Raw genomic sequence first — 18664 nt, 5'->3', positions numbered from 1 at the left:
GCGGCGATATTCGCGTTTCCGGTTACATAGTTGACCACCGGGACCGCGCGGGTTTGCGTGCGTGTGCCGCATCTTGCCGACCCCATGTCTTGCTCATGCGGTGCCAATCCCCGTTATCGTACATTGGGAAAGCCTATGATAAACGATTGCATCCAATCAGGGGCTATCCACTTGCGGGGCTTGGATAATCCCATATGGTTGGACAAAGGGCGACACGGGCTTGAGGGGCGGGAATGGGTTCGACGGTTGCGGGCATCGATGGAGCCGGCCAACTCGGCGATACGCAGCGCCGATTGGATGCGGTCTTGAACAACGCCTCCGTCTCGATCATCCTGATGGATGAGCGGCAGCAATGCATTTACATGAACCGCGCCGCCGAAAACCTGACCGGATTCACGCTGGATGAGGTGCTGGCGCTCGATCGCCCGCTCCACGACATCGTGCACCATACCCGACCAGACGGTTCGCATTTTCCGCTGGCCGAATGTGCGATCGATCGCGCCTTTCCCGAGCATAACCAAATGCAGGGTGAGGAGACCTTCGTCCACAAGGACGGAAGCTTCTATCCCGTCGCGTTTACCGCCAGTCCCATCCGGGACGAGGCGTCGAGAACGATCGGCACGATCATCGAGGTTCGGGACATACGCGAGGACAAAGCCGCCCGGGAGCGGCAGCGGCTGCTGATCGACGAGCTGAACCACCGCGTGAAGAATACCCTCTCGGCCGTGCAGTCGATCGCCTATCAATCGCTGAAAGGCGCCGACGCCGACGCGCGGCAAGCGTTCGAGGGCCGTCTGGTCGCTCTTTCGGGTGCCCATAACGTTCTGGTCAGGGAGGGCTGGACCGGAGCGAGCCTCTACACCGCCATCGAGACCGCGATCGCCCCCTATCAAGGGCCCGGGCGCTTTGAACTCACCGGGCTCGATCATCCGCTCGCGCCCAAGATGGTGGTCTCGCTCTCCATGGTCATCCACGAACTGGCCACCAACGCCGTGAAGTACGGCGCCTTGTCGGTTCCGGACGGGTCCGTGAAGATCGCATGGCAGGTCAGGCAGGAGGCGGACGGCGAGCGCATGACGATGCGGTGGGAGGAAGTCGGCGGGCCGGCGGTAGCGGTGCCGACCCGGAAAGGCTTTGGAACGCGGTTGTTGGAGCGTCAGGTCTCAATGGAATTCGACGGTTCGATCGAACTGCTGTACCGCCCGTCCGGTCTGCTGTGCCGGATGGATCTCAGACTTCCTCCGCCCGGCAGCGCGGGCGCGGGGCTGCCCGATGCAGCGGCTGGCGCAGCATCATGAACATGCACAGCCCCCCGTCGCTCAGCGGCCGCCGCATCCTTCTGGTCGAGGATGAGAGCCTGGTGGCGGCTCTGGCCGAGGACCTGCTCCTGGATGCAGGATGTGAGGTGGTCCTGGCGATGCGTCTGGACGAGGCCTTGGCGCTCGCGGCGGATGACGAGGTGGAACTCGGCATCCTCGACGTCAACCTGGGCACGGAGCGTAGCTACCCGGTCGCCGACCTGCTGCGGGCCCGCGGCACGCCCTTCATCTTCGCGACCGGCTATGGCCGCGAAGGCCTGAACGGAGGCTATCAGGACGTGCCGGTGCTGCAGAAGCCCTACCGGGGCGCCGACCTGCTGCGGTCTGCTGACGATGCGTTGCGGGGCAGCATGTCAAGCCACCGGTGACCCCTTGCTCCGAAGGACGTGGGGGCGGAAGGGCGGCCGGACACGGAATCTTGGGCGACGACCCCCATCCCACAACGGACTGTAAATTCACCCTTAAATATGTTTGCGCCACTGTTCCTTTTAGCGTCGATCAATGCGATGGATTGATGTTCCTGCCATAGCCGGACACAGACTTCTTTCCTGGACGACGATGACCGATCTTCCCGCGCGTGAGCAGCAGCGGCTGGCCGCGCTCGCACAATTCGACGTGATGGACACGCCGCGCGAAGCGGCGTTCGACGAAATTGCGGCATTGGTGGCCGCGATCTGCGAGGCGCCGATCGCGATCGTCAATCTGATCGGCGACGGTCGCCAGTTCTTCAAGGCCGAGGTGGGGCTGGGCGTTCGGGAAAGCCCGCTCGACACATCGTTTTGCGCCAAGGCGATCCTGGAGGAGGAGTTCATGCTCATCCCCGACGCCAGCGCCGATCCACGCTTCGCCGACAGCCCGCTGGTGACGGGCGCGCCCCATTTGCGCTTCTATGCCGGTGCCCTGCTGAAGACGAGCGAAGGGTATCCGATCGGCAGCTTGTGCGTGCTCGACCGTCGCCCGCGGACGCTGACCGAGGTGCAATTGCAGGCCATCCGGGTCCTGGCGCGCCAGGTTATGATGCAACTCGAACAGCGTCTCGCAACGAAGCAGGTCGCCGCCGCCGAAGCCCGGCAGCGCGCGATCGTCGACAGCGCGCAGGACTTCGCGATCATCGCGACCGATCTCGACGGCATGATCGTCGAGTGGAGCTATGGGGCCGAGCGGGTGCTTGGCTGGTCGGAGCAGGAGGCGATGGGGCGAAGCTGTAGCCTGATCTTCACCGATGAGGATCGCCAGGCCGGCGTCCCCGCGGCGGAGATGACGGTTGCGCGGGAAACCGGACGCGCCGCGGACGATCGATGGCATGTACGCAAAGGGGGGGAACGGTTCTGGGCGAGCGGTGATCTGTCGCCGCTGCTCAACCAAGCGGACCAGCATATCGGTTATGTGAAGATCCTCCGCGACCGCACGCAGGAGCATCTCGCCGGCGCCGAATTGCGAAAGGCACAGGAGCGGTTCACGACGATCTTCGAGACGGTCGAGGCTGCGTTCGCCATCGTGCAGGTGAAGTTCGACGCGGACGACCGCCCGGTCGACTATCGGTTCTTGGAAGCCAACCCGGCGTTCGAGCGTCAGTCCGGCGTCAATCTTCGCGGCAAGTGGGTGACCGAGTTCGCCCCCGATCTGGAACGTTTCTGGTTCGACACCTATGGTCATGTGGCCAAGACCGGCGAACCGATGAACTTCGAGAATTACGCCGAAGCGTTCCAGCGCTGGTTCGATGTTCGGGCGGTGCGGGTCGGCGATCCCGCGGACCGGCAGATTGCCATCATCTTCAACGATGTCACCGCGCGCCGGGCAGCGGAGGACCGCTTGCGCGTCAGCGAGGCGCTGGCCCGGCAGAATAGCGAGCGGGTGCAACTCGCCCTGGAGGCCGGCGCGATCATCGGCACCTGGCATTGGGACTTGCCCAGAGACCAGTTCACCGTCGACGAAGCCTTCGCCCGCGCCTTTGGCCTCGACCCGGCGCTGGGGCGAGAGGGTATCCCGCTCGCGCAGATAACGGCAACGGTCCATCCCGACGACCAGTCGGGGCTGGCCGAGGCGCTGGACGTGGCCATCGCGCGGGGCGGCTCCTATGCGCACCAATATCGGGTGCGACGCGCCGATGGTCGCTACTACTGGATTGAGGCGAATGGCCGTGTCGACCACGGCCCCGACGGCACGCCGCTCTATTTTCCGGGCGTGCTGATCGACGTCGAGGAACGGCGTGCGATCGAAGCGGAGCGCGACCGGGCAGTGGCCGATCTACGCGCGCTCAACGAAACGCTGGAGCAACGCGTCGCCGAGCGGACCGCCGATCTGGGGGTAGCGGAAGATGCCTTGCGCCAGTCGCAGAAGGTCGAGGCGATCGGCCAGCTCACCGGCGGAGTGGCGCATGACTTCAACAATCTGCTGACCGTGATCCGCGGTTCGGTGGATTTGCTGCGACGCGCCGGGCTCTCGGAGGAACGCCGCGTCCGCTATATCGATGCGATCGCCGACACGGCGGATCGCGCGACCAAGCTGACCCATCAGCTGCTCGCCTTCGCACGGCGGCAGTCGCTGAAGCCCGAGGTGTTCGACGCCCGCGTCAGCACCAGTGCCGTGGTCGACATGGTTCGCGCCCTGACCGGCGGGCGAATCGCGGTCGAATTGCGGCTGCCTGCGGAGCCCTGCTGCGTGGACGCCGACCGCAGCCAGTTCGACACCGCGATCGTCAACATGGCGGTCAACGCCCGCGACGCCATGAAGGGCGAGGGAGCCCTGACGATCACGGTTGGGCAGGCGGCGGAGATGCCCGCCATACGGGCCCATCCGGCCGTGCGGGGAGAATTCGTCACCGTCTCGCTGACCGATACGGGGCCGGGCATCGCCGCGGACAGGATGGAGCTGATCTTCGAGCCCTTCTACACCACCAAGGGGATCGGGGAGGGAACCGGCCTAGGCCTCAGTCAGGTCTTCGGCTTCACCAAACAGTCCGGCGGTGATGTCCTGGTCGACAGCATCGTCGGTGCTGGCGCGACCTTCACCATGTACCTGCCGAGGGTCCGGGCGAACGGAAGCGTCGCCGCCGAAGCGCCGGACGATTTCGTTCCGCTAGGAGAGGGCGCGCGGGTCCTGATCGTCGAGGACAATGGCGAAGTCGGTGCGTTCGCCACCCATGCGTTGACCGAACTCGGCTACCGCACCGAATGGGTGACGGACGGCGCCAAGGCGCTCGCCCTGCTGGGCGAAGAACGGTTCGACGCCGTGTTCTCCGACGTAATGATGCCCGGCATGTCCGGCATCGAGCTGGGCGAGACGCTGGCCGAACGCCATCCCACCGTGCCGGTCCTGCTGACGAGCGGCTATAGCGAAGTGCTGGCCCGCAACGCCGACCACGGCTTCGCCCTCCTGCACAAGCCCTATTCCATGGACGACCTGGCGCGGGCGCTGCGCAAGGTCGCCCGCGTCAAGCACGTGGAGCCGTGACGGTCTGACATCCTGCCGCCACGCACCATATCGGACGGGTCCCGGGGTGCCTTGTCCCGCACGTGCTCGCTGGGCAGCCGGCTCCCGGCGCGCTTGAGCCATGTCCGGTCCGGTGCCTGGGCTGCTGCGACGCGGCTGGGCGTGGGCGAAGGACAGGGCTGCCGCCTATGCGACAGTCGGTGAGAGCCGTGCAGCCGGCGCTTTCCGGGCGACGATGGTTCGCAGGATACGCGCGATAGTCACGATCCTGTGCGCAATCTCCGAGTGCGAAACGTAGCGGCCGCAGGGCTGTACAGTTTCGATGCTGTAGATCGCATATCTTCGATCCATGAAACCCAGGAACTCACGAGAGGCTGAAGGGACTTTGCGTCTTCAAACTGCGGCAACGGCCATTTGGGTTGTATCGCGTTGTAAATACGCAAAAGTTCGGAATGGGCATCGCACCCATCCCACCATGGGACAACTGGGACAAAAGCAAGCGTATTCAGTTGCTTAACCATTGGGATCAGCCAACGACAGCAGACGTTCTACCGTCTCCACCATGATCGCCGTACCGGCGCAGGGAGAGATGGAATGAAAAAGGCTTTACTCGCGGCAGGTGCCGCCACCCTCGCTTTCGTCAGCTTCTCGTCGGCTCAGGCCGCCACCTTCCCGGTCGGCAGCCCGAATTTCACGGCGACGCCCGGTCCGAATGGAACGTTCGCCGGCGCCTTCTTCAATACCGGCATCGCAGCGGGCGCGTTTACCGACACGTTCACCTTTACCTTGCCCAGCGATGGCTTTGGCAGCGGTACCGTGACCACGAGTGCGAACTTCGTCGGGTCCGCGAACGACCTGGATTTCACCTCTGTGTTGATCAACGGCGTGGCAGCGGACCTGACCAGCGCAGGCGGTGGCGTGTTTGAGTCCGCCTACAAGAACATGATCCCGATCGTCGCGGGTCAGCTCAACACGATCACGGTCACCGGCTTCTCGCGCGGCAACGGTGCCTATGGCGGTCAGGCCAGCTTCATCCCCTCGGCGGTTCCCGAGCCGGCAACTTGGGCGATGATGCTTGTCGGCTTCGCGATGCTCGGCGCGGCTTCGCGCTATCGTCGTCGCAGCCAGGCGGTCGTCTACGCCTAGACTCACGCGCGTCGCCCGGAAGGCCGATGGAAGGAGCGGCGGGGCTTGCCTCCGCCGCTCCTGCCATGTTCAGCGGCGGCATCCCTGACTATCCGGCCGGTGATCCCGAAAAGCTGCCTGTACGTCTTCGGGTCGGCGGCGCGTACGGCCTGGCGCATCGGCCACGGCCTCCCGCTCGTCCGTCTGTCGATGGAGGATGCCGGGATGTCCTGAGAGCGCCCAGACCCTGTGCCCCTCGGCCGATGTGCGCCCGTCCAGACGGTCGCACGGGTCGCGTGCTCCTACTCTGCGCGCTGGCACGGCGGCGGCACCACGGAAGCCGATGGGAGATGATGAGTTCCCATCTGCCATTTATGTCAGATAATTCATCATACTATCGGGCTTCTCGCGCTACAGGGCAGGTGTGACATCATCGATAGATACAGCGAAGAACGCCATCGAACAGCAACATGCCGCAATCGTCGATTGCTGTGCCATGCTGGTATCGCAACTGCGACCTGACGTGAGCATCGAAGAGATCGGAAAAGCCAGGATGCGGCTTGCCAAGCTTCTTCATGACAATGTGATCGCGGAGGAGGCGGCGATCAATGGACCGATCCGCCGGCTGCCAACGGCCAAACGCCCGTTACATTTCGTCGATTTGGGAGCGGAGGCAGCGGACTTGCGCCGCCGGTACACGGAGCATGTCGGGTTGTGGTCTATCCCTGCGATCAGCGAGGATCGAGAGGGGTATGCTGTATCGGTCCGGGCGCTGGTCGCGGCGCTGAGCGGACATCTCAGTCGCAAAAGAGCCGCGCTTCCGGGTTGGTGGCGCGCGATCGCGCATCTCTGAACCGATCCGATCCGGTGTCGAAGTGTGTGCAAATGAGAGGCCGATCACCAGCAAATCGTCGGTGAGGAGTCGTGGCCTTCCGTCCGGTCAATGCCGCGCTTTCGACAGTACGGCACGCCCGATCCCGAAGCCGGCGAGCCAAGCGCGGCAGAGATCGGCCCGGTCATTGCAGAACGGGCAGTCCGACCGGCTCTTCGACGCATCCGCGCCCGCCTGCAAACCGCAGCCGTGTACCAGGGCGATGAGCTGATCGGTATCATCAACGTCCATTGTCCGCATCCTACGTGCCATTCGCGAGGATGCAATACGACTCCGCTTCGATGCTTTGTCCTGGCGGGACTGGGGTACAGCCGGAATATATCCGTTCCCGCCCACAGGTCCATATAACGAGAAATGAAGAGCGCGGCGGACCATGTGTCCGCCCGATCTACACAGTCGCTTGAGCATCCATCGGCAAGCTGTGCAGGGCACGACTGTCGATAACCCAAGTTGCGCGCAAACGCTGCCGCAAATCAGTGATGTTTGTTGACCAATTATCCAGGAACTGCGTCATATATCAATAGTTTAAGCTTTCCTGTTAAACAGGGGAGCCAAGGCATGGCGAATACGTCAATGGGCATGGAAGCGCTCGAGGTCCACGCCGAGCGTCAACAAGGGCGTCGCGCTTTCTTCAGAGCGGCCCTCGGAGCTGCCGCCGTCGGATCGGGTGCCTTCCTTGTCAGTCAGGCTGCCCAGGCGCAGACCCTATCGGAATTCGATGTCCTCAACTTCGCGCTCAATCTCGAATATCTCGAGGCCAACTTCTACTATTACGCGGTCTATGGTCAGGCCATTCCTGTTTCCGCGACGGGTGGGACAGGGGCCGCCGGCGCGGCGACGGGCGGCAAGCAGGTGACCTTCTCGGACCGTATCATCGCCGAGATGGCGCGCGAGATCGCCGAGGATGAACTCAATCACGTGCTGTTTCTGCGCCGCCAGCTTGGCGAACGCGCCGTCGCGCAGCCTGCGATCGACCTGTCGGTCTCGCCGACCAGCGCCTTCAGCAAAGCCGCGCAGGCCGCGACGCTGATCCCGACCACGGCATCGTTCGATCCCTATGCCTCCGATCTCAATTTCCTCTACGGGGCATTCCTGTTCGAGGACGTCGGTGTCACCGCGTATAAGGGATCGTCGGCGCTGATCACCACGCCCGCCTATATCGACGCGGCGGCCGGCATCTTGGCGGCCGAAGCCTATCATGCCGGGATCATCCGCACGACGATCGATCAGATGGGATCGATGCCGGGCCTGAAGGCCTCGACCGTGCGGGGCGACACCGAGTTGGTGTCGACCGCCCGCGATTCGCTCGACGGTTCGACCGACCTGGACCAGGGGATCGCCTATGTGGCCTCGAACGCAGGCGACACGTCGAACATCGCGCCGACCGATACCAATGGACTCGCGTTCAGCCGGTCGGCCGGTCAGGTGCTCAACATCGTCTACCTGACCAAGGCAGAGGCCACCGCGGGTGGATTTTTCCCTGCCGGCGTCAACGGCGCCATCCGCAGCAGCATCAACAACGCCTGATCCAAGGGCGGACAAGGGGAAACTCCCATGATCGATCGTGAAACGCTCCTGGAAGTGTTCGACATCGCCGCGCAGCGCCGGTCCGAACGACGCCGCTTCATGAAGATTGCTGGCACCGCCCTGGCGGCGACCGCCGGTTCGACGATGCTCGCCGCCTGCGGCGATGATGACGACGATTATCAGCCGGCACCGGCGCCGACAGCCACGCCGACACCTTCGGCATCGCTCCCGGCGGGCGACGTCGACGTGCTCAACTTTGCGCTCAACCTCGAATATCTCGAGGCTAATTATTATACCTTCGCGGCCTTCGGGTCGGGTTTGAACGACGCCTTCACCGACGGGACCGGCGCGCGAGGCGGCGTGATCGGCGGGCGGCGCGTGGCTTTCACGGATGCAAGCGTGGCCGCCTACGCCCGGGAGATCGCAGCGGACGAAAACGCGCATGTCAGTTTCCTGCGGCAGCAGCTGGGCAGCGCTGCCGTGGCGCAACCGGCCATCAACATCGATGGCGGTGCGACCGGCGCATTCACCGCGGCCGCGCGCGCAGCTGGGGTGGTGGACGCCAACGGCACCTTCGATCCCTATGCCTCCGACGAAAACTGGCTGCTAGGCGGCATGCTGCTCACCGATGTCGGCGTTACCGCCTATAAGGGATCGGCCTCGAAGATTGCCAACAAGGTGATCCTGGAGGCTGCTGCCGGCATTCTGGCGGTGGAAGCCTATCACTCCGGCCTGATCCGCACGCTGCTGTATCGCAAGGGGCTGGCCTTGCCCATCCTGCGGACCAATGCCGACAAGATATCCGACGCACGCGACGCGCTGGACAATAGCGTCGACGATGATCAAGGCATCAGTCCGGTCACGATCAATGGCGGCTTGGCTTCGAACATCGTGCCCACGGATAGTGACGGCATCGTCTTCGGCCGTACGCCCGGAGACGTCCTGAACATCGCCTATCTCAACGCCGGCGCGGTGACGAGCGGCGGGTTCTTCCCAGCCGGGCTGAACGGCAATGTGCGTGGATCGACTGCGGGATGACCGACGTGCGATGAAGACGCACGCAGACACATCCGGGTCTGATCCACGCATGCCGGTCTGGGGTACGGCTGGGGCCTATACGCCCCGGCCGGCCCCATCGAACGAGGGGACGTAAGCGGCGCGGCAAACGGATCGTCCGCCCCAGACGACCGCAATTTCGAGGTGGCTGCCGTCTTGGTCGAGGGCGGCTTCAATCCTCCGGGGGCGGGGGAACGGTAAGAGGTTTCCACTCGATCTTGTCACCCGCTTCGCCCTGCAGCCTGGCGCGCAGCGACATAGCAGCGCTGAACGACTTCCCGGACGTGTAGATCCTTAGGGTGAAGTGATCGCCGACCCAGGTCCTCCGCGATGCGCTTCGAATATACAAAGTTAGCACAGTATCCTCGGGGCGAATGCGGCGGAAGCCTGCGGCAAGCAGCGCGGGCGCTCGATCATCAGCCGCCAGTGAAGCGACGTGATCCTCGAACTTTTTTGAAGCGTCGTCCTATGGAGCTTCCACTATCTGGTCGATCTCCGCTGTTTGACTTAACGGAACGATCGGAGATGCAGGCGTTGCCGGAACGGCGGCGAGAAGCGCGGCAAATGGAAGCATAGCCTTCGCCATCACAGATAGCGGCCATGACAGCAATTTGGCGTACGCTGAGACGGGGGTATGGCCAGCGCTGGTCGGGGGATATCGACGTGGAAATAGCGGGGCAGGACATTATCGCGACGGAGGCTGTCTCCGCTCCGGAATACGGAGTCGAAGTTACCGTGCGCTGACGGCAGTGGATACCGTTGCGTGTGACATGCGTGCGCGGCGGCGTTCGAGCTCCTGCCATTTGGACACCTGACCGCGGGTTTTCGCGACCGCGATTTGTTCCTGCGTCCGCTTCTTCTCTAAGACACCTAAGCCGACAGACCCACCCAACGCGATCACTGCGCAACTTACGGTCACCACTCCCATGAGACAGCGTTCTGCGTTGACTTCCCTCATCACCATCTCCTTGCCGCTGAAAGTAGAAGCGCCGGCCTGTTCCCGCATCGCCACGAACAGCTAAGTCCACGCGAAAGCAACGGTTTAGTCCCTCGCTATCCACCTAACCCACGTAGAACCCTTTGGTTCAGCTGACTGGTTGCATGCGCAAACTCGCGCCATCGAACGGGACATGCCGGGGGGTCACCCACTGTGCTCGTCGTCTATTCGTACTTCCAAGAGGGAATTTCTCGGTAGGCGGCGCCAGCCGCGTAGCTTGTACGGCTACTCCTCTGCCGTCGCGCGGCGGCAGGCGACATCGGTCAGCACCTAAAATCCGCCAGATTACCGATGCTCAGGAATAATATTTTATATACTCCCGACATGTGCCGAATTGAGCGCGCTGAACCGGCATATCGTGGGGCGATATGCATAGCCCGACAAGCCTGAGAATAGCAGATTTAAGCCAGTTCTCGGTTGTTCTGAAACGTCGAAACAACGACTTGGCGGAAGAGGTGGGATTCGAACCCACGGAACGGTTGCCCGTTCGCCGGTTTTCAAGACCGGTGCCTTAAACCGCTCGGCCACTCTTCCGCGCCACGGCTGGTTGTGCCTCGATAGCGTGCGCGGCCGTCCGTGCAACCCCGGCGATGACCGGAGCTTGCCCCTTTGCCCCCTTTGCGGCGACAAGCGCCGCCATGTGGGGGAAGATCATCACGCTCGCCATGTTCGGCTTCGGCCTCGCCGCCGGTCAGGCTCGGGCTCAGGATGCCGGGGGCGACGCTGCGTTCCAGGCCTATCTGGCGCAGGTGCGCGCCCGCGCTGTCGCGGATGGGGTGCGTCCCGACACGGCCGCGCGCGAGCTGGCCGGGCTGACCGTCAATCCGCGCGTCATCGAACTGGATCGTGGCCAGCCGGGCAATCCGCGCAGCACGATCGTGTCGCCCTTTGCGCCCTATCGGATCGAGCATGTCGATGCGCAGCGTATCGGGCGCGGACGCAACGTCTATCAGGCGCAGCGCGCGCGGCTACAGGCAATCGAGCGGGACACCGGCGTGCCCGAGGCGATCATGGTCGCGATCTGGGGACATGAAACCAATTACGGCAGCTATACCGGCAATTTCGACCTGATCCGCTCGCTTGCGTCGCTCGCTTTTGAGGGGCGGCGGCGCAGCCTGTTCGAACCGGAACTGATCGCCGCGCTGAAGATGATCGATCGCGGCGTGACGCGGTCGCAGCTCAAGGGAAGCTGGGCCGGGGCGACCGGCAATCCGCAGTTCCTGCCGTCCATCTATCTGCGGCTGGCGCGCGACGGCGATGGCGATGGCCGCGCCGACATCTGGAACAGCCAGGCGGACACGCTGGCCTCGATCGCCAATTATTTCGCGAATGCCGGCTGGCGGCCAGGCCAGCCCTGGGGGGTGGCGGTGGGGGTGCCCCAGGGTTTCGATCGCACCACGATCGCCAACCGGCTGGTGTCGCCACGCTGCCCGCGCGTCTTCGAGCGGCACAGCGCGTGGCGCAGCATGGCGGAGTGGCGCGCGCTGGGCCTGGTGCCGATGGGCCGGGCCTGGCCCGCCGACGACGTGCAGGCGACGCTGATCGAGCCGGACGGGCCGGGCAACACCGCCTATCTGCTGACCGGCAACTATCGGGTCATCCTCGATTACAATTGCTCCAACTTCTATGCCCTGTCAGTGGGATTGCTGGCCGATGCGGTCGCGGGCTGACGCATCGGTCGCGCTGGCGACCCTGCTGCTGCTATCGGGCTGTGGCGGCGGTTACGCGAAGACCGGACTGGCGAGCTGGTATGGCGAGGAACTGGCGGGCCGCCCCACCGCCACCGGCGAACGGTTCGATCCGGCCGGCTTCACCGCCGCGCATCGCCGCCTGCCGCTCGGCAGCGTCGCGCAAGTCACGAATCTCGCGACGGGCCGGTCAATTCTGGTGCGGATCAACGATCGCGGGCCCTATCGTCATGGCCGGCTGATCGACCTCTCGCGCGGCTCGGCGCAGCTGCTCGGCACCGATCGCCGCGCACTGGCCAAGGTTCGTGTGCGGGCGGTTCCCCACGGGAGACCCGGCACCGTCGTCGCCGATGGCCGGGGCGCTGCGCCGGTGGCGCAGCCTCCGGTGGCGCCCCGTTCGGCCAGCGGTCTCTACCTGGTCCAGGTCGCGACGTTCGCCAGCCAGGACCGGGCGCTGGCGCTCGCCACGCAGATGGCGGGCGTGGTCGTGCCGGCCGGCGCCCTCTGGCGGGTGCAACAGGGGCCGTTCGATGCCGCAGCGGCGCAGCAAGCGCGTGACGCCGCGGCCGCACGCGGCTATGCCGATGCCCATCTAGTCGCCACCGATTGAATGACGGACCAAAAATTCATGAAGACCCTGCTCGGGCCGCTTGCCGCCCCGCTCGCCATCGTCACCTTGGCGGTGCCCTCGACCGCCGCGGCGCCGCAGTTCGATACGCCGGCCCCGATCGCCTTCCTTCAGGACATGTCGACCGGCGCGGTGCTGTTCGCGCGCGACGCCGATCGCCGGATGCCGCCGGCGTCGATGGCGAAGATGATGACGGTCTACGTGGCCTTCGACCTGATCAAGCGTGGCGAGCTGAAGCTGAACGACATGGTCACGGTGCAGCCGGAGACGTGGAAGAAGTGGCATGGCCCCGCGGCCGGTTCGACCATGTTCCTGTCGCCGGGCGAACAGGTCAGCGTCGCCAACCTGCTCTATGGCATCGTCACCCTGTCGGGCAACGACGCCTGCGTCGTGCTGGCCGAGCATATTGCGGGTACCGAGCCATCCTTTACCGAGCGGATGAACCGCGACGCGCAAAAGATCGGCTTGAAGAACAGCCATTTCGGCACGTCGAACGGCTGGCCTGACGGCGGCGTCACCTATGTCACGGCGCGCGACTTGGCGACGCTGGCCGAGGCGACGATCACCAACTTTCCACAGCTCTACAAGCAGTTCTACAGCCGCCGCGACTTCACCTGGGGGAAGACCATGGGCGGCAGCGAGATCACCCAGGCCAATCGCGATCCGCTGCTCGGCCGCGTCGCCGGAGCCGATGGTCTGAAGACCGGTCATACCGAGGAGGCCGGCTATGGCTTCACCGGCTCGGCCGAACAGAATGGCCGCCGGCTGGTGATGGTGATGGCGGGCCTCGGCAGCGCCAACCAACGGGTCGAGGAATCGGTCAAGTTCATGAACTGGGGCTTCCGCGCGTGGCAATCGAAGCCGATCGCCGCCAAGGGCAAGCAGGTAGGGACGGCGCAGGTGCAACTGGGCGACGCAACCCAGGTCGGGCTGGTCGCGGGCGACACGCTGAAGGTGACGCTGCCCGGCGGCCTGGCGCCCGAGATGACGGCGAAGATCGTCTATCAGGGGCCGATCAAGGCACCGATCAAGGCGGGCCAACATGTCGCCGATCTGGTCATCACCTCGCCCGACGTGCCGGAACAGCATCTGCCACTGGTTGCCGCGAGCGACGTGGGCGAGGCGGGCTTCTTCCGACGCGCCTGGAATGGGCTGATGTCCTTCTTCGCGTGATCGCAGCGGGCGCATGACGATCCAGGGGCATGATTCGGCCAGGGCGGCGTTCCTGGCCGCGCTGGACAGCGGCGTGCTGCATCATGCCTGGCTGCTCGCCGGGCCGGAGGGAGTCGGCAAGGCGGGGTTCGCGCGGGAGGCCGCGCTGCGGATGCTGGCCCAGGCGGCGGGCGAGCCGCTGCCGACCGGGCTCGCGGTCGGCGAGGCGAGCCGGATGCGGGCGCTGGCGGAAGCGGGGGCCCACCCCGACCTGCGCGTGCTGCGCCGTCTGCCGAAGGACGCGGACAAGCCCGACTCTGATCTCGCCCGCTCGATCACCATCGCACAGGTGCGCACGCTCCAGCCGATGTTCGCGACGATGCCGGCCTTGGGGCCGCGGCGCGTGGTGATCATCGATTCGATCGACGACCTGGAGCGGAATGGCGCCAACGCTCTACTGAAGAACCTCGAGGAACCGCCTGCCGGCACTGTCTTCCTGCTGGTCAGCCACGCGCCGGGCAAGCTGCTGCCGACGATCCGTTCGCGCTGCCGCCTGGTGCGGTTCGAGCGCTTGGACGACGGCCTGACCGGATCGGTGCTGCGCGACCTGCTGCCCGAAGCGGACGGGGGCGAGATCGCGGCTCTGGTCGCGGCGGCGGACGGCGCGCCGGGGCGGGGGCTGCGGTTTGCGGGGCTCGACCTCGCCAAGGTCGATGCAGCGATCGCGGCGATCGCGGCGGACGGCGATCCCGACAATGCACGTCGCGCGGCGCTGGCCCGGCAACTCGCCGGCAAGGCGGCGCAGGAGCGATACGAGGCCTTTCTCGATCGCGCGCCCAGCTTCATCGCACGCGAGGCGCGCACCCGGCAGGGCGCGGCGCTGAAGACCGCACTGGACGCCCATGCTGCCGCGCGCGACCTCGCCGGCGCGGCGCGGGGGCTGTCGCTCGACGCGTCGGGCACGATCTTCGAGATGGCCGGACTTGTCGCGCGGCTCCACGCCGCGTAACCCCGCGCGCATGGCCGAACCCTATTACATCACCACCGCCATCCATTATCCCAACGGGCGTCCGCATATCGGACATGCCTATGAAATGGTCGCGGCCGACGTCATCGCCCGTTTCCAGCGCCAGGCGGGGCGCGACGTGCTGTTCCAGACCGGCACCGACGAGCATGGTTTGAAGATGGCGCAGGCCGCGCGCGCGCGCGGGCTGGAGACGCGCGCCTTCGCCGACGAGATGTCGTCGCATTTCAGCGTGATGGCCGACCGCTTCCAGATTTCGTACGATCGTTTCATCCGCACGGTCGACGCCGATCACTACGCCGCCAGCCAGGCCATCTGGCAGGCGATGGTCGAGGCCGGGGACCTGTATCTCGATCGCTACGAGGGCTGGTACTCGGTCCGGGACGAAGCCTTCTACGACGAAAAGGAACTGGTCGAAGGGGAGGGGGGCGCAAAGCTCTCGCCCCAGGGCACCCCCGTCGAATGGACGGCGGAAGAGACCTGGTTCTTCCGCTTGTCCCGATATCAGCAGCCGCTGCTCGACCTCTACGCCGCCAATCCCGACTTTATCCGGCCGGAGAGCCGCCGCAACGAAGTCATGCGCTTCGTCGAGGGCGGCCTGTCCGACCTGTCGGTGTCGCGCACCAGCTTCGACTGGGGCGTGCCGGTGCCGGGCAGCCCCGGGCATGTCATGTACGTCTGGGTCGACGCGCTGACCAACTATCTGACCGGCACCGGTTATCCCAACAAGGATGCGGAAAAGGCGCGCTACTGGCCCGCCGACCTGCACCTGATTGGCAAGGACATCGTGCGCTTCCACGCGGTTTACTGGCCCGCCTTCCTGATGTCCGCGAAGATCCCGCTTCCCAAGAGCGTGTTCGGCCACGGTTTCCTGCTCAGCCGCGGCGAAAAGATGTCCAAATCGCTGGGCAATGTCGTCGACCCGATGGAGCTGGCGGACCTGTTCGGCATCGATGCGCTGCGCTATTTCTTCCTGCGCGAGGTGAGCTTCGGTCAGGACGGCAGCTATTCGGCCGAGGCGATCGTCACGCGCGTCAATGCCGAACTGGCGAACGCCTTCGGCAATCTGGCGCAGCGGACCTTGTCGTTCATCGTTAAGAACCTGGGCGGCGCGCTGCCCGAGGCGGGACGGAGCGATCCGGCCGACGCGATGCTGATCGAGGAGGTGGTCGTCGCCTGTGCCGGATTGAAGGCGGGGTTTTCCGATCTGATGCTCAGTCAGGGGATTGAAAGCTGGATTCGCGGCGTCTATGCCTGCAACCAATATATCGACGTGCAGGCGCCCTGGGCGCTGCGCAAGACCGATCCGGAGCGGATGCATGCGGTGCTTGGCACGCTGGTCCGGGCCATCCGCATGCTTGCCATCGCCATTCTGCCCGTGGTGCCGGACGGCGCGGGCAGGGTGCTCGATTTGCTCGGCGTCGAGCAGCGCGACCATGCGGCGATCGACGATGACGGCTGGTATGCGCGCCAGTCCGAAGCCGGTTTCCGCCTCGACACCCCGACACCCGCCTTTCCCCGCCTGGAAGCCCCTGTAGAGGCCGCCTGATGCTAGCCGACAGCCACTGCCACCTAAACTATCCGGGACTGGTCGAACAGCAGCAGGCCGTGCTGGAGCGCGCGCGGGCGAGGGGGGTGACCGCGATGCTCAACATCGCCACGCGCGAGAGCGAATGGGACGCGGTGCTCGCCACCGCGGAGCGCGAGGCCGATGTCTGGGCGACGGTGGGCATCCACCCCAACGAGGCGGATGCCCACCCGCATGTCGATACCGGCAAGCTGGTGGCGCGTGCGGCGCATCCCCGCGTCGTCGGCATCGGTGAGTCCGGCCTGGACTATCATTACGAGCATAGCGGCGTGGAGCGGCAACAGGCCAGCTTCCGCGCCCATATCGCTGCCTGCCGCGAGACCGGCCTGCCGCTGATCGTCCATACCCGCGACGCGGAAGCGGACACGATCGCGATCCTGCGCGACGAGATGGACAAGGGCGCCTATTCCGGCGTCATCCACTGCTTCACCGCCAGCCGCGCCTTCGCCGACCAGGCGCTTGAACTCGGGCTTTATATATCCATTTCCGGGATCGTGACGTTCAAGAACGCCAGGGACATCCAGGAAACGGCGCGCGCCATCCCCGCCGATCGCCTGCTGATCGAGACCGATGCGCCCTTCCTCGCGCCGGTGCCGCATCGGGGCAAGCCGGGCGAACCTGGCTTCGTCGCCGACACGCTCGCCTTTCTGGCGCAAGTGCGCGGCGATGCTCCCGAAGCGTTGGCCGAACGCACCGCCACCAACTTCCACACCTTGTTTGGCAAGACGCTGGCGTGAGGGCGCGCATCCTCGGCGCCGGCACTTCGTCGGGGGTGCCGCGGATCGGCAATGACTGGGGGGCGTGCGACCCGGCCGAGCCGCGCAACCGGCGAACGCGCGCGGCGCTGCTGGTCGAGCATGGCGACACCCGCATCCTGGTCGACAGCGGCCCCGATATGCGCGAGCAGTTGCTCGCCGCCGAGGTCGGGACCTTCGATGCGGTGATCTGGACCCACGACCATGCCGATCATTGCCACGGTATCGACGACCTGCGCCAGGTCTTCCATGCGCTCGGCCATCCTGTCAGGGGGCTGGCCCGCCCAAGGACGCTGGACGCGCTGCAGACGCGCTTCGCCTATGCATTCAACGGCCGACCCGGCTATCCGCCGACCATCGCGGCGGAGATCCTGCCCGACCGGATCACCATCGGCGACATCGTCGTCACCGTCACCGATCAGCCGCACGGCAACATCGCCAGCGCCGGGTTGCGGTTCGAGGCAGGGGGGTACAGCATCGGTTACGCTACTGATTTCAATGTGATGACCGATGCGATGCGCACGCTGTACCAGGATTTGGACGTGTGGATCGTCGATGCCCTACGCTACAAGCCGCATCCTTCGCACCCGACCGTCGATCAGGTGCTCGGCTGGATCGCCGCGTTCCAGCCGGGCCGGGCCGCGCTGATCCATATGGACCAGAGCCTGGACTATCGCACGTTGGCGGCGGCGCTGCCGGCTGGGGTCGAGCCGGGCTATGACGGACTGACGCTCGGCCAATGAGCGATCGCGGCGCGGACCTGTTTTTCTATGCGCTGCTGTTGATCCTGCCGCTCGCCGGCTTGATCGCGCGCCGGCCTCCGCTGAAGCAGACGGTGAAGATGGCGCTGGCCTGGATCGGCATCTTCGCGGTCGGCCTGCTGGCCGTCAGCCAGCGCGACCGGTTGCCGGGTATATTCTCCGACCAGCGCACCAGCGGCGGCGAGACGCGCATCCGCCAGGACCCCGACGGGCATTTCTATGCCGAGGTCGAGATCGAAGGCGTGTCTCGCCGGATGCTGGTCGACAGCGGCGCCACAACCACCGCCTTGTCGGTCGGCACCGCCAAGGCGCTGGGGCTCGACTTGAACGCCAATCCGTTCGCTGCGCTGATCCAGACGGCGAACGGCCGCGTCGCCGCCGATACCGCGCGGGTCAAGGAAGTGCGCGTCGGCTCGATCCGGATGCACGATCTGGGCGTGGTGGTGTCGCCGGCGTTCGGCGACACCGACGTGCTGGGCATGAACTTCCTGTCGCGGCTGGCGTCCTGGCATGTCGATGGTCGAACACTGGTGATGACCGCGACGGACCGCGGCGCGGCACCACCTGCGGAATGACGCCTGATTTTACATAATGTTTCTTATCGAGCATCTGTGTGCGGGAGGATGTGTAAGCGCAACGTGCAAATGACACCTCTCCGCAACTTAGAGATGACACTTTAAGCTGACAAGCGGACGTCGGGTGCCATGATCGTCGCCAGGT

General features: G+C 65.2%; 16 protein-coding genes and 1 tRNA gene. 15 read left to right on the top strand and 2 right to left on the bottom strand.

Going from position 1 to position 18664, the window contains the following annotated elements:
* Positions 1-233: 233 nt before the first annotated feature.
* The 5 genes from GGQ96_RS12415 to GGQ96_RS12395 all read left to right on the top strand — a co-directional run bounded on the left by GGQ96_RS12415 (position 234) and on the right by GGQ96_RS12395 (position 6729).
* Positions 234-1298 carry an HWE histidine kinase domain-containing protein gene (locus GGQ96_RS12415; RefSeq protein WP_184115202.1) on the top strand — a complete coding sequence of 355 codons (1065 nt, stop codon included), beginning with the start codon at positions 234-236 and terminating at the stop codon, positions 1296-1298.
* A 2-nt stretch (positions 1299-1300) separates the two neighbouring features.
* Complete coding sequence (locus GGQ96_RS12410) at positions 1301-1687, top strand: response regulator (protein ID WP_184115200.1); 387 nt, start codon at positions 1301-1303, stop codon at positions 1685-1687.
* Positions 1688-1877: 190 nt separating this feature from the next.
* A complete protein-coding gene (locus tag GGQ96_RS12405; protein ID WP_184115198.1) occupies positions 1878-4772 on the top strand; it encodes a PAS domain S-box protein in 2895 nt (964 codons plus the stop codon).
* Between the two features lie 573 nt (positions 4773-5345).
* A complete protein-coding gene (locus tag GGQ96_RS12400) occupies positions 5346-5897 on the top strand; it encodes an FxDxF family PEP-CTERM protein (RefSeq protein WP_184115196.1) in 552 nt (183 codons plus the stop codon).
* Between the two features lie 403 nt (positions 5898-6300).
* Entirely contained in the window at positions 6301-6729 is a 429-nt protein-coding gene (locus GGQ96_RS12395; RefSeq protein ID WP_184115194.1) for a hypothetical protein, read from the top strand.
* A gap of 87 nt (positions 6730-6816) precedes the next feature.
* Here GGQ96_RS12395 and GGQ96_RS12390 read toward each other — a convergent pair whose 3' ends face one another.
* Positions 6817-6999, bottom strand: a complete 183-nt coding sequence (locus GGQ96_RS12390; RefSeq protein ID WP_184115192.1) for a hypothetical protein — start codon at positions 6997-6999, stop codon at positions 6817-6819.
* 327 nt (positions 7000-7326) lie between these two features.
* Here GGQ96_RS12390 and GGQ96_RS12385 point away from each other — a divergent pair, with 327 nt between their 5' ends.
* Both GGQ96_RS12385 and GGQ96_RS12380 read left to right on the top strand, forming a co-directional pair.
* A complete protein-coding gene (locus tag GGQ96_RS12385) occupies positions 7327-8295 on the top strand; it encodes a ferritin-like domain-containing protein (RefSeq protein ID WP_184115736.1) in 969 nt (322 codons plus the stop codon).
* Between the two features lie 27 nt (positions 8296-8322).
* Positions 8323-9333: a ferritin-like domain-containing protein gene (locus tag GGQ96_RS12380; protein WP_184115190.1), complete on the top strand. Its 1011-nt coding sequence runs from the start codon at positions 8323-8325 to the stop codon at positions 9331-9333.
* A 1459-nt stretch (positions 9334-10792) separates the two neighbouring features.
* Here GGQ96_RS12380 and GGQ96_RS12375 read toward each other — a convergent pair.
* Positions 10793-10882: transfer RNA gene (locus GGQ96_RS12375), tRNA-Ser, on the bottom strand.
* Positions 10883-10986: 104 nt separating this feature from the next.
* On the opposite strand from GGQ96_RS12375, the gene GGQ96_RS12370 reads away from it, so the two are divergent.
* Genes GGQ96_RS12370 through GGQ96_RS12335 form a run of 8 tightly spaced genes read left to right on the top strand, consistent with a single transcriptional unit; the run spans position 10987 to position 18519 of the window.
* Entirely contained in the window at positions 10987-12018 is a 1032-nt protein-coding gene (locus GGQ96_RS12370; protein ID WP_184115188.1) for a lytic murein transglycosylase, read from the top strand.
* The gene (locus tag GGQ96_RS21460; RefSeq protein WP_184115186.1) at positions 12002-12646 is read left to right on the top strand and encodes an SPOR domain-containing protein; all 645 of its coding nucleotides are present in this window, start codon (positions 12002-12004) and stop codon (positions 12644-12646) included. The genes GGQ96_RS12370 and GGQ96_RS21460 overlap by 17 nt, the downstream gene beginning before the upstream one ends.
* Before the next feature lie 18 nt (positions 12647-12664).
* Positions 12665-13837, top strand: a complete 1173-nt coding sequence (locus GGQ96_RS12360; RefSeq protein ID WP_184115184.1) for a D-alanyl-D-alanine carboxypeptidase family protein — start codon at positions 12665-12667, stop codon at positions 13835-13837.
* Between the two features lie 13 nt (positions 13838-13850).
* Positions 13851-14825, top strand: a complete 975-nt coding sequence (locus GGQ96_RS12355; RefSeq protein WP_184115182.1) for an AAA family ATPase — start codon at positions 13851-13853, stop codon at positions 14823-14825.
* 10 nt (positions 14826-14835) lie between these two features.
* Positions 14836-16389 carry a methionine--tRNA ligase gene (metG, locus tag GGQ96_RS12350; RefSeq protein ID WP_184115734.1) on the top strand — a complete coding sequence of 518 codons (1554 nt, stop codon included), beginning with the start codon at positions 14836-14838 and terminating at the stop codon, positions 16387-16389.
* On the top strand, positions 16389-17165 hold the full coding sequence (locus GGQ96_RS12345; protein ID WP_184115180.1) for a TatD family hydrolase: 777 nt from the start codon (positions 16389-16391) through the stop codon (positions 17163-17165). The genes metG and GGQ96_RS12345 overlap by 1 nt, the downstream gene beginning before the upstream one ends.
* Positions 17162-17926: an MBL fold metallo-hydrolase gene (locus GGQ96_RS12340; protein ID WP_184115178.1), complete on the top strand. Its 765-nt coding sequence runs from the start codon at positions 17162-17164 to the stop codon at positions 17924-17926. The genes GGQ96_RS12345 and GGQ96_RS12340 overlap by 4 nt, the downstream gene beginning before the upstream one ends.
* Positions 17923-18519: a retropepsin-like aspartic protease family protein gene (locus GGQ96_RS12335; protein WP_184115176.1), complete on the top strand. Its 597-nt coding sequence runs from the start codon at positions 17923-17925 to the stop codon at positions 18517-18519. The genes GGQ96_RS12340 and GGQ96_RS12335 overlap by 4 nt, the downstream gene beginning before the upstream one ends.
* Positions 18520-18664: the final 145 nt, after the last annotated feature.

Origin of the sequence: Sphingomonas abaci (assembly GCF_014199625.1) — a bacterium.
Lineage (GTDB): Bacteria > Pseudomonadota > Alphaproteobacteria > Sphingomonadales > Sphingomonadaceae > Sphingomonas > Sphingomonas abaci.
Note: the sequence above shows the minus strand (reverse complement) of the source record. Positions and strands in the feature narration are given on the sequence as shown.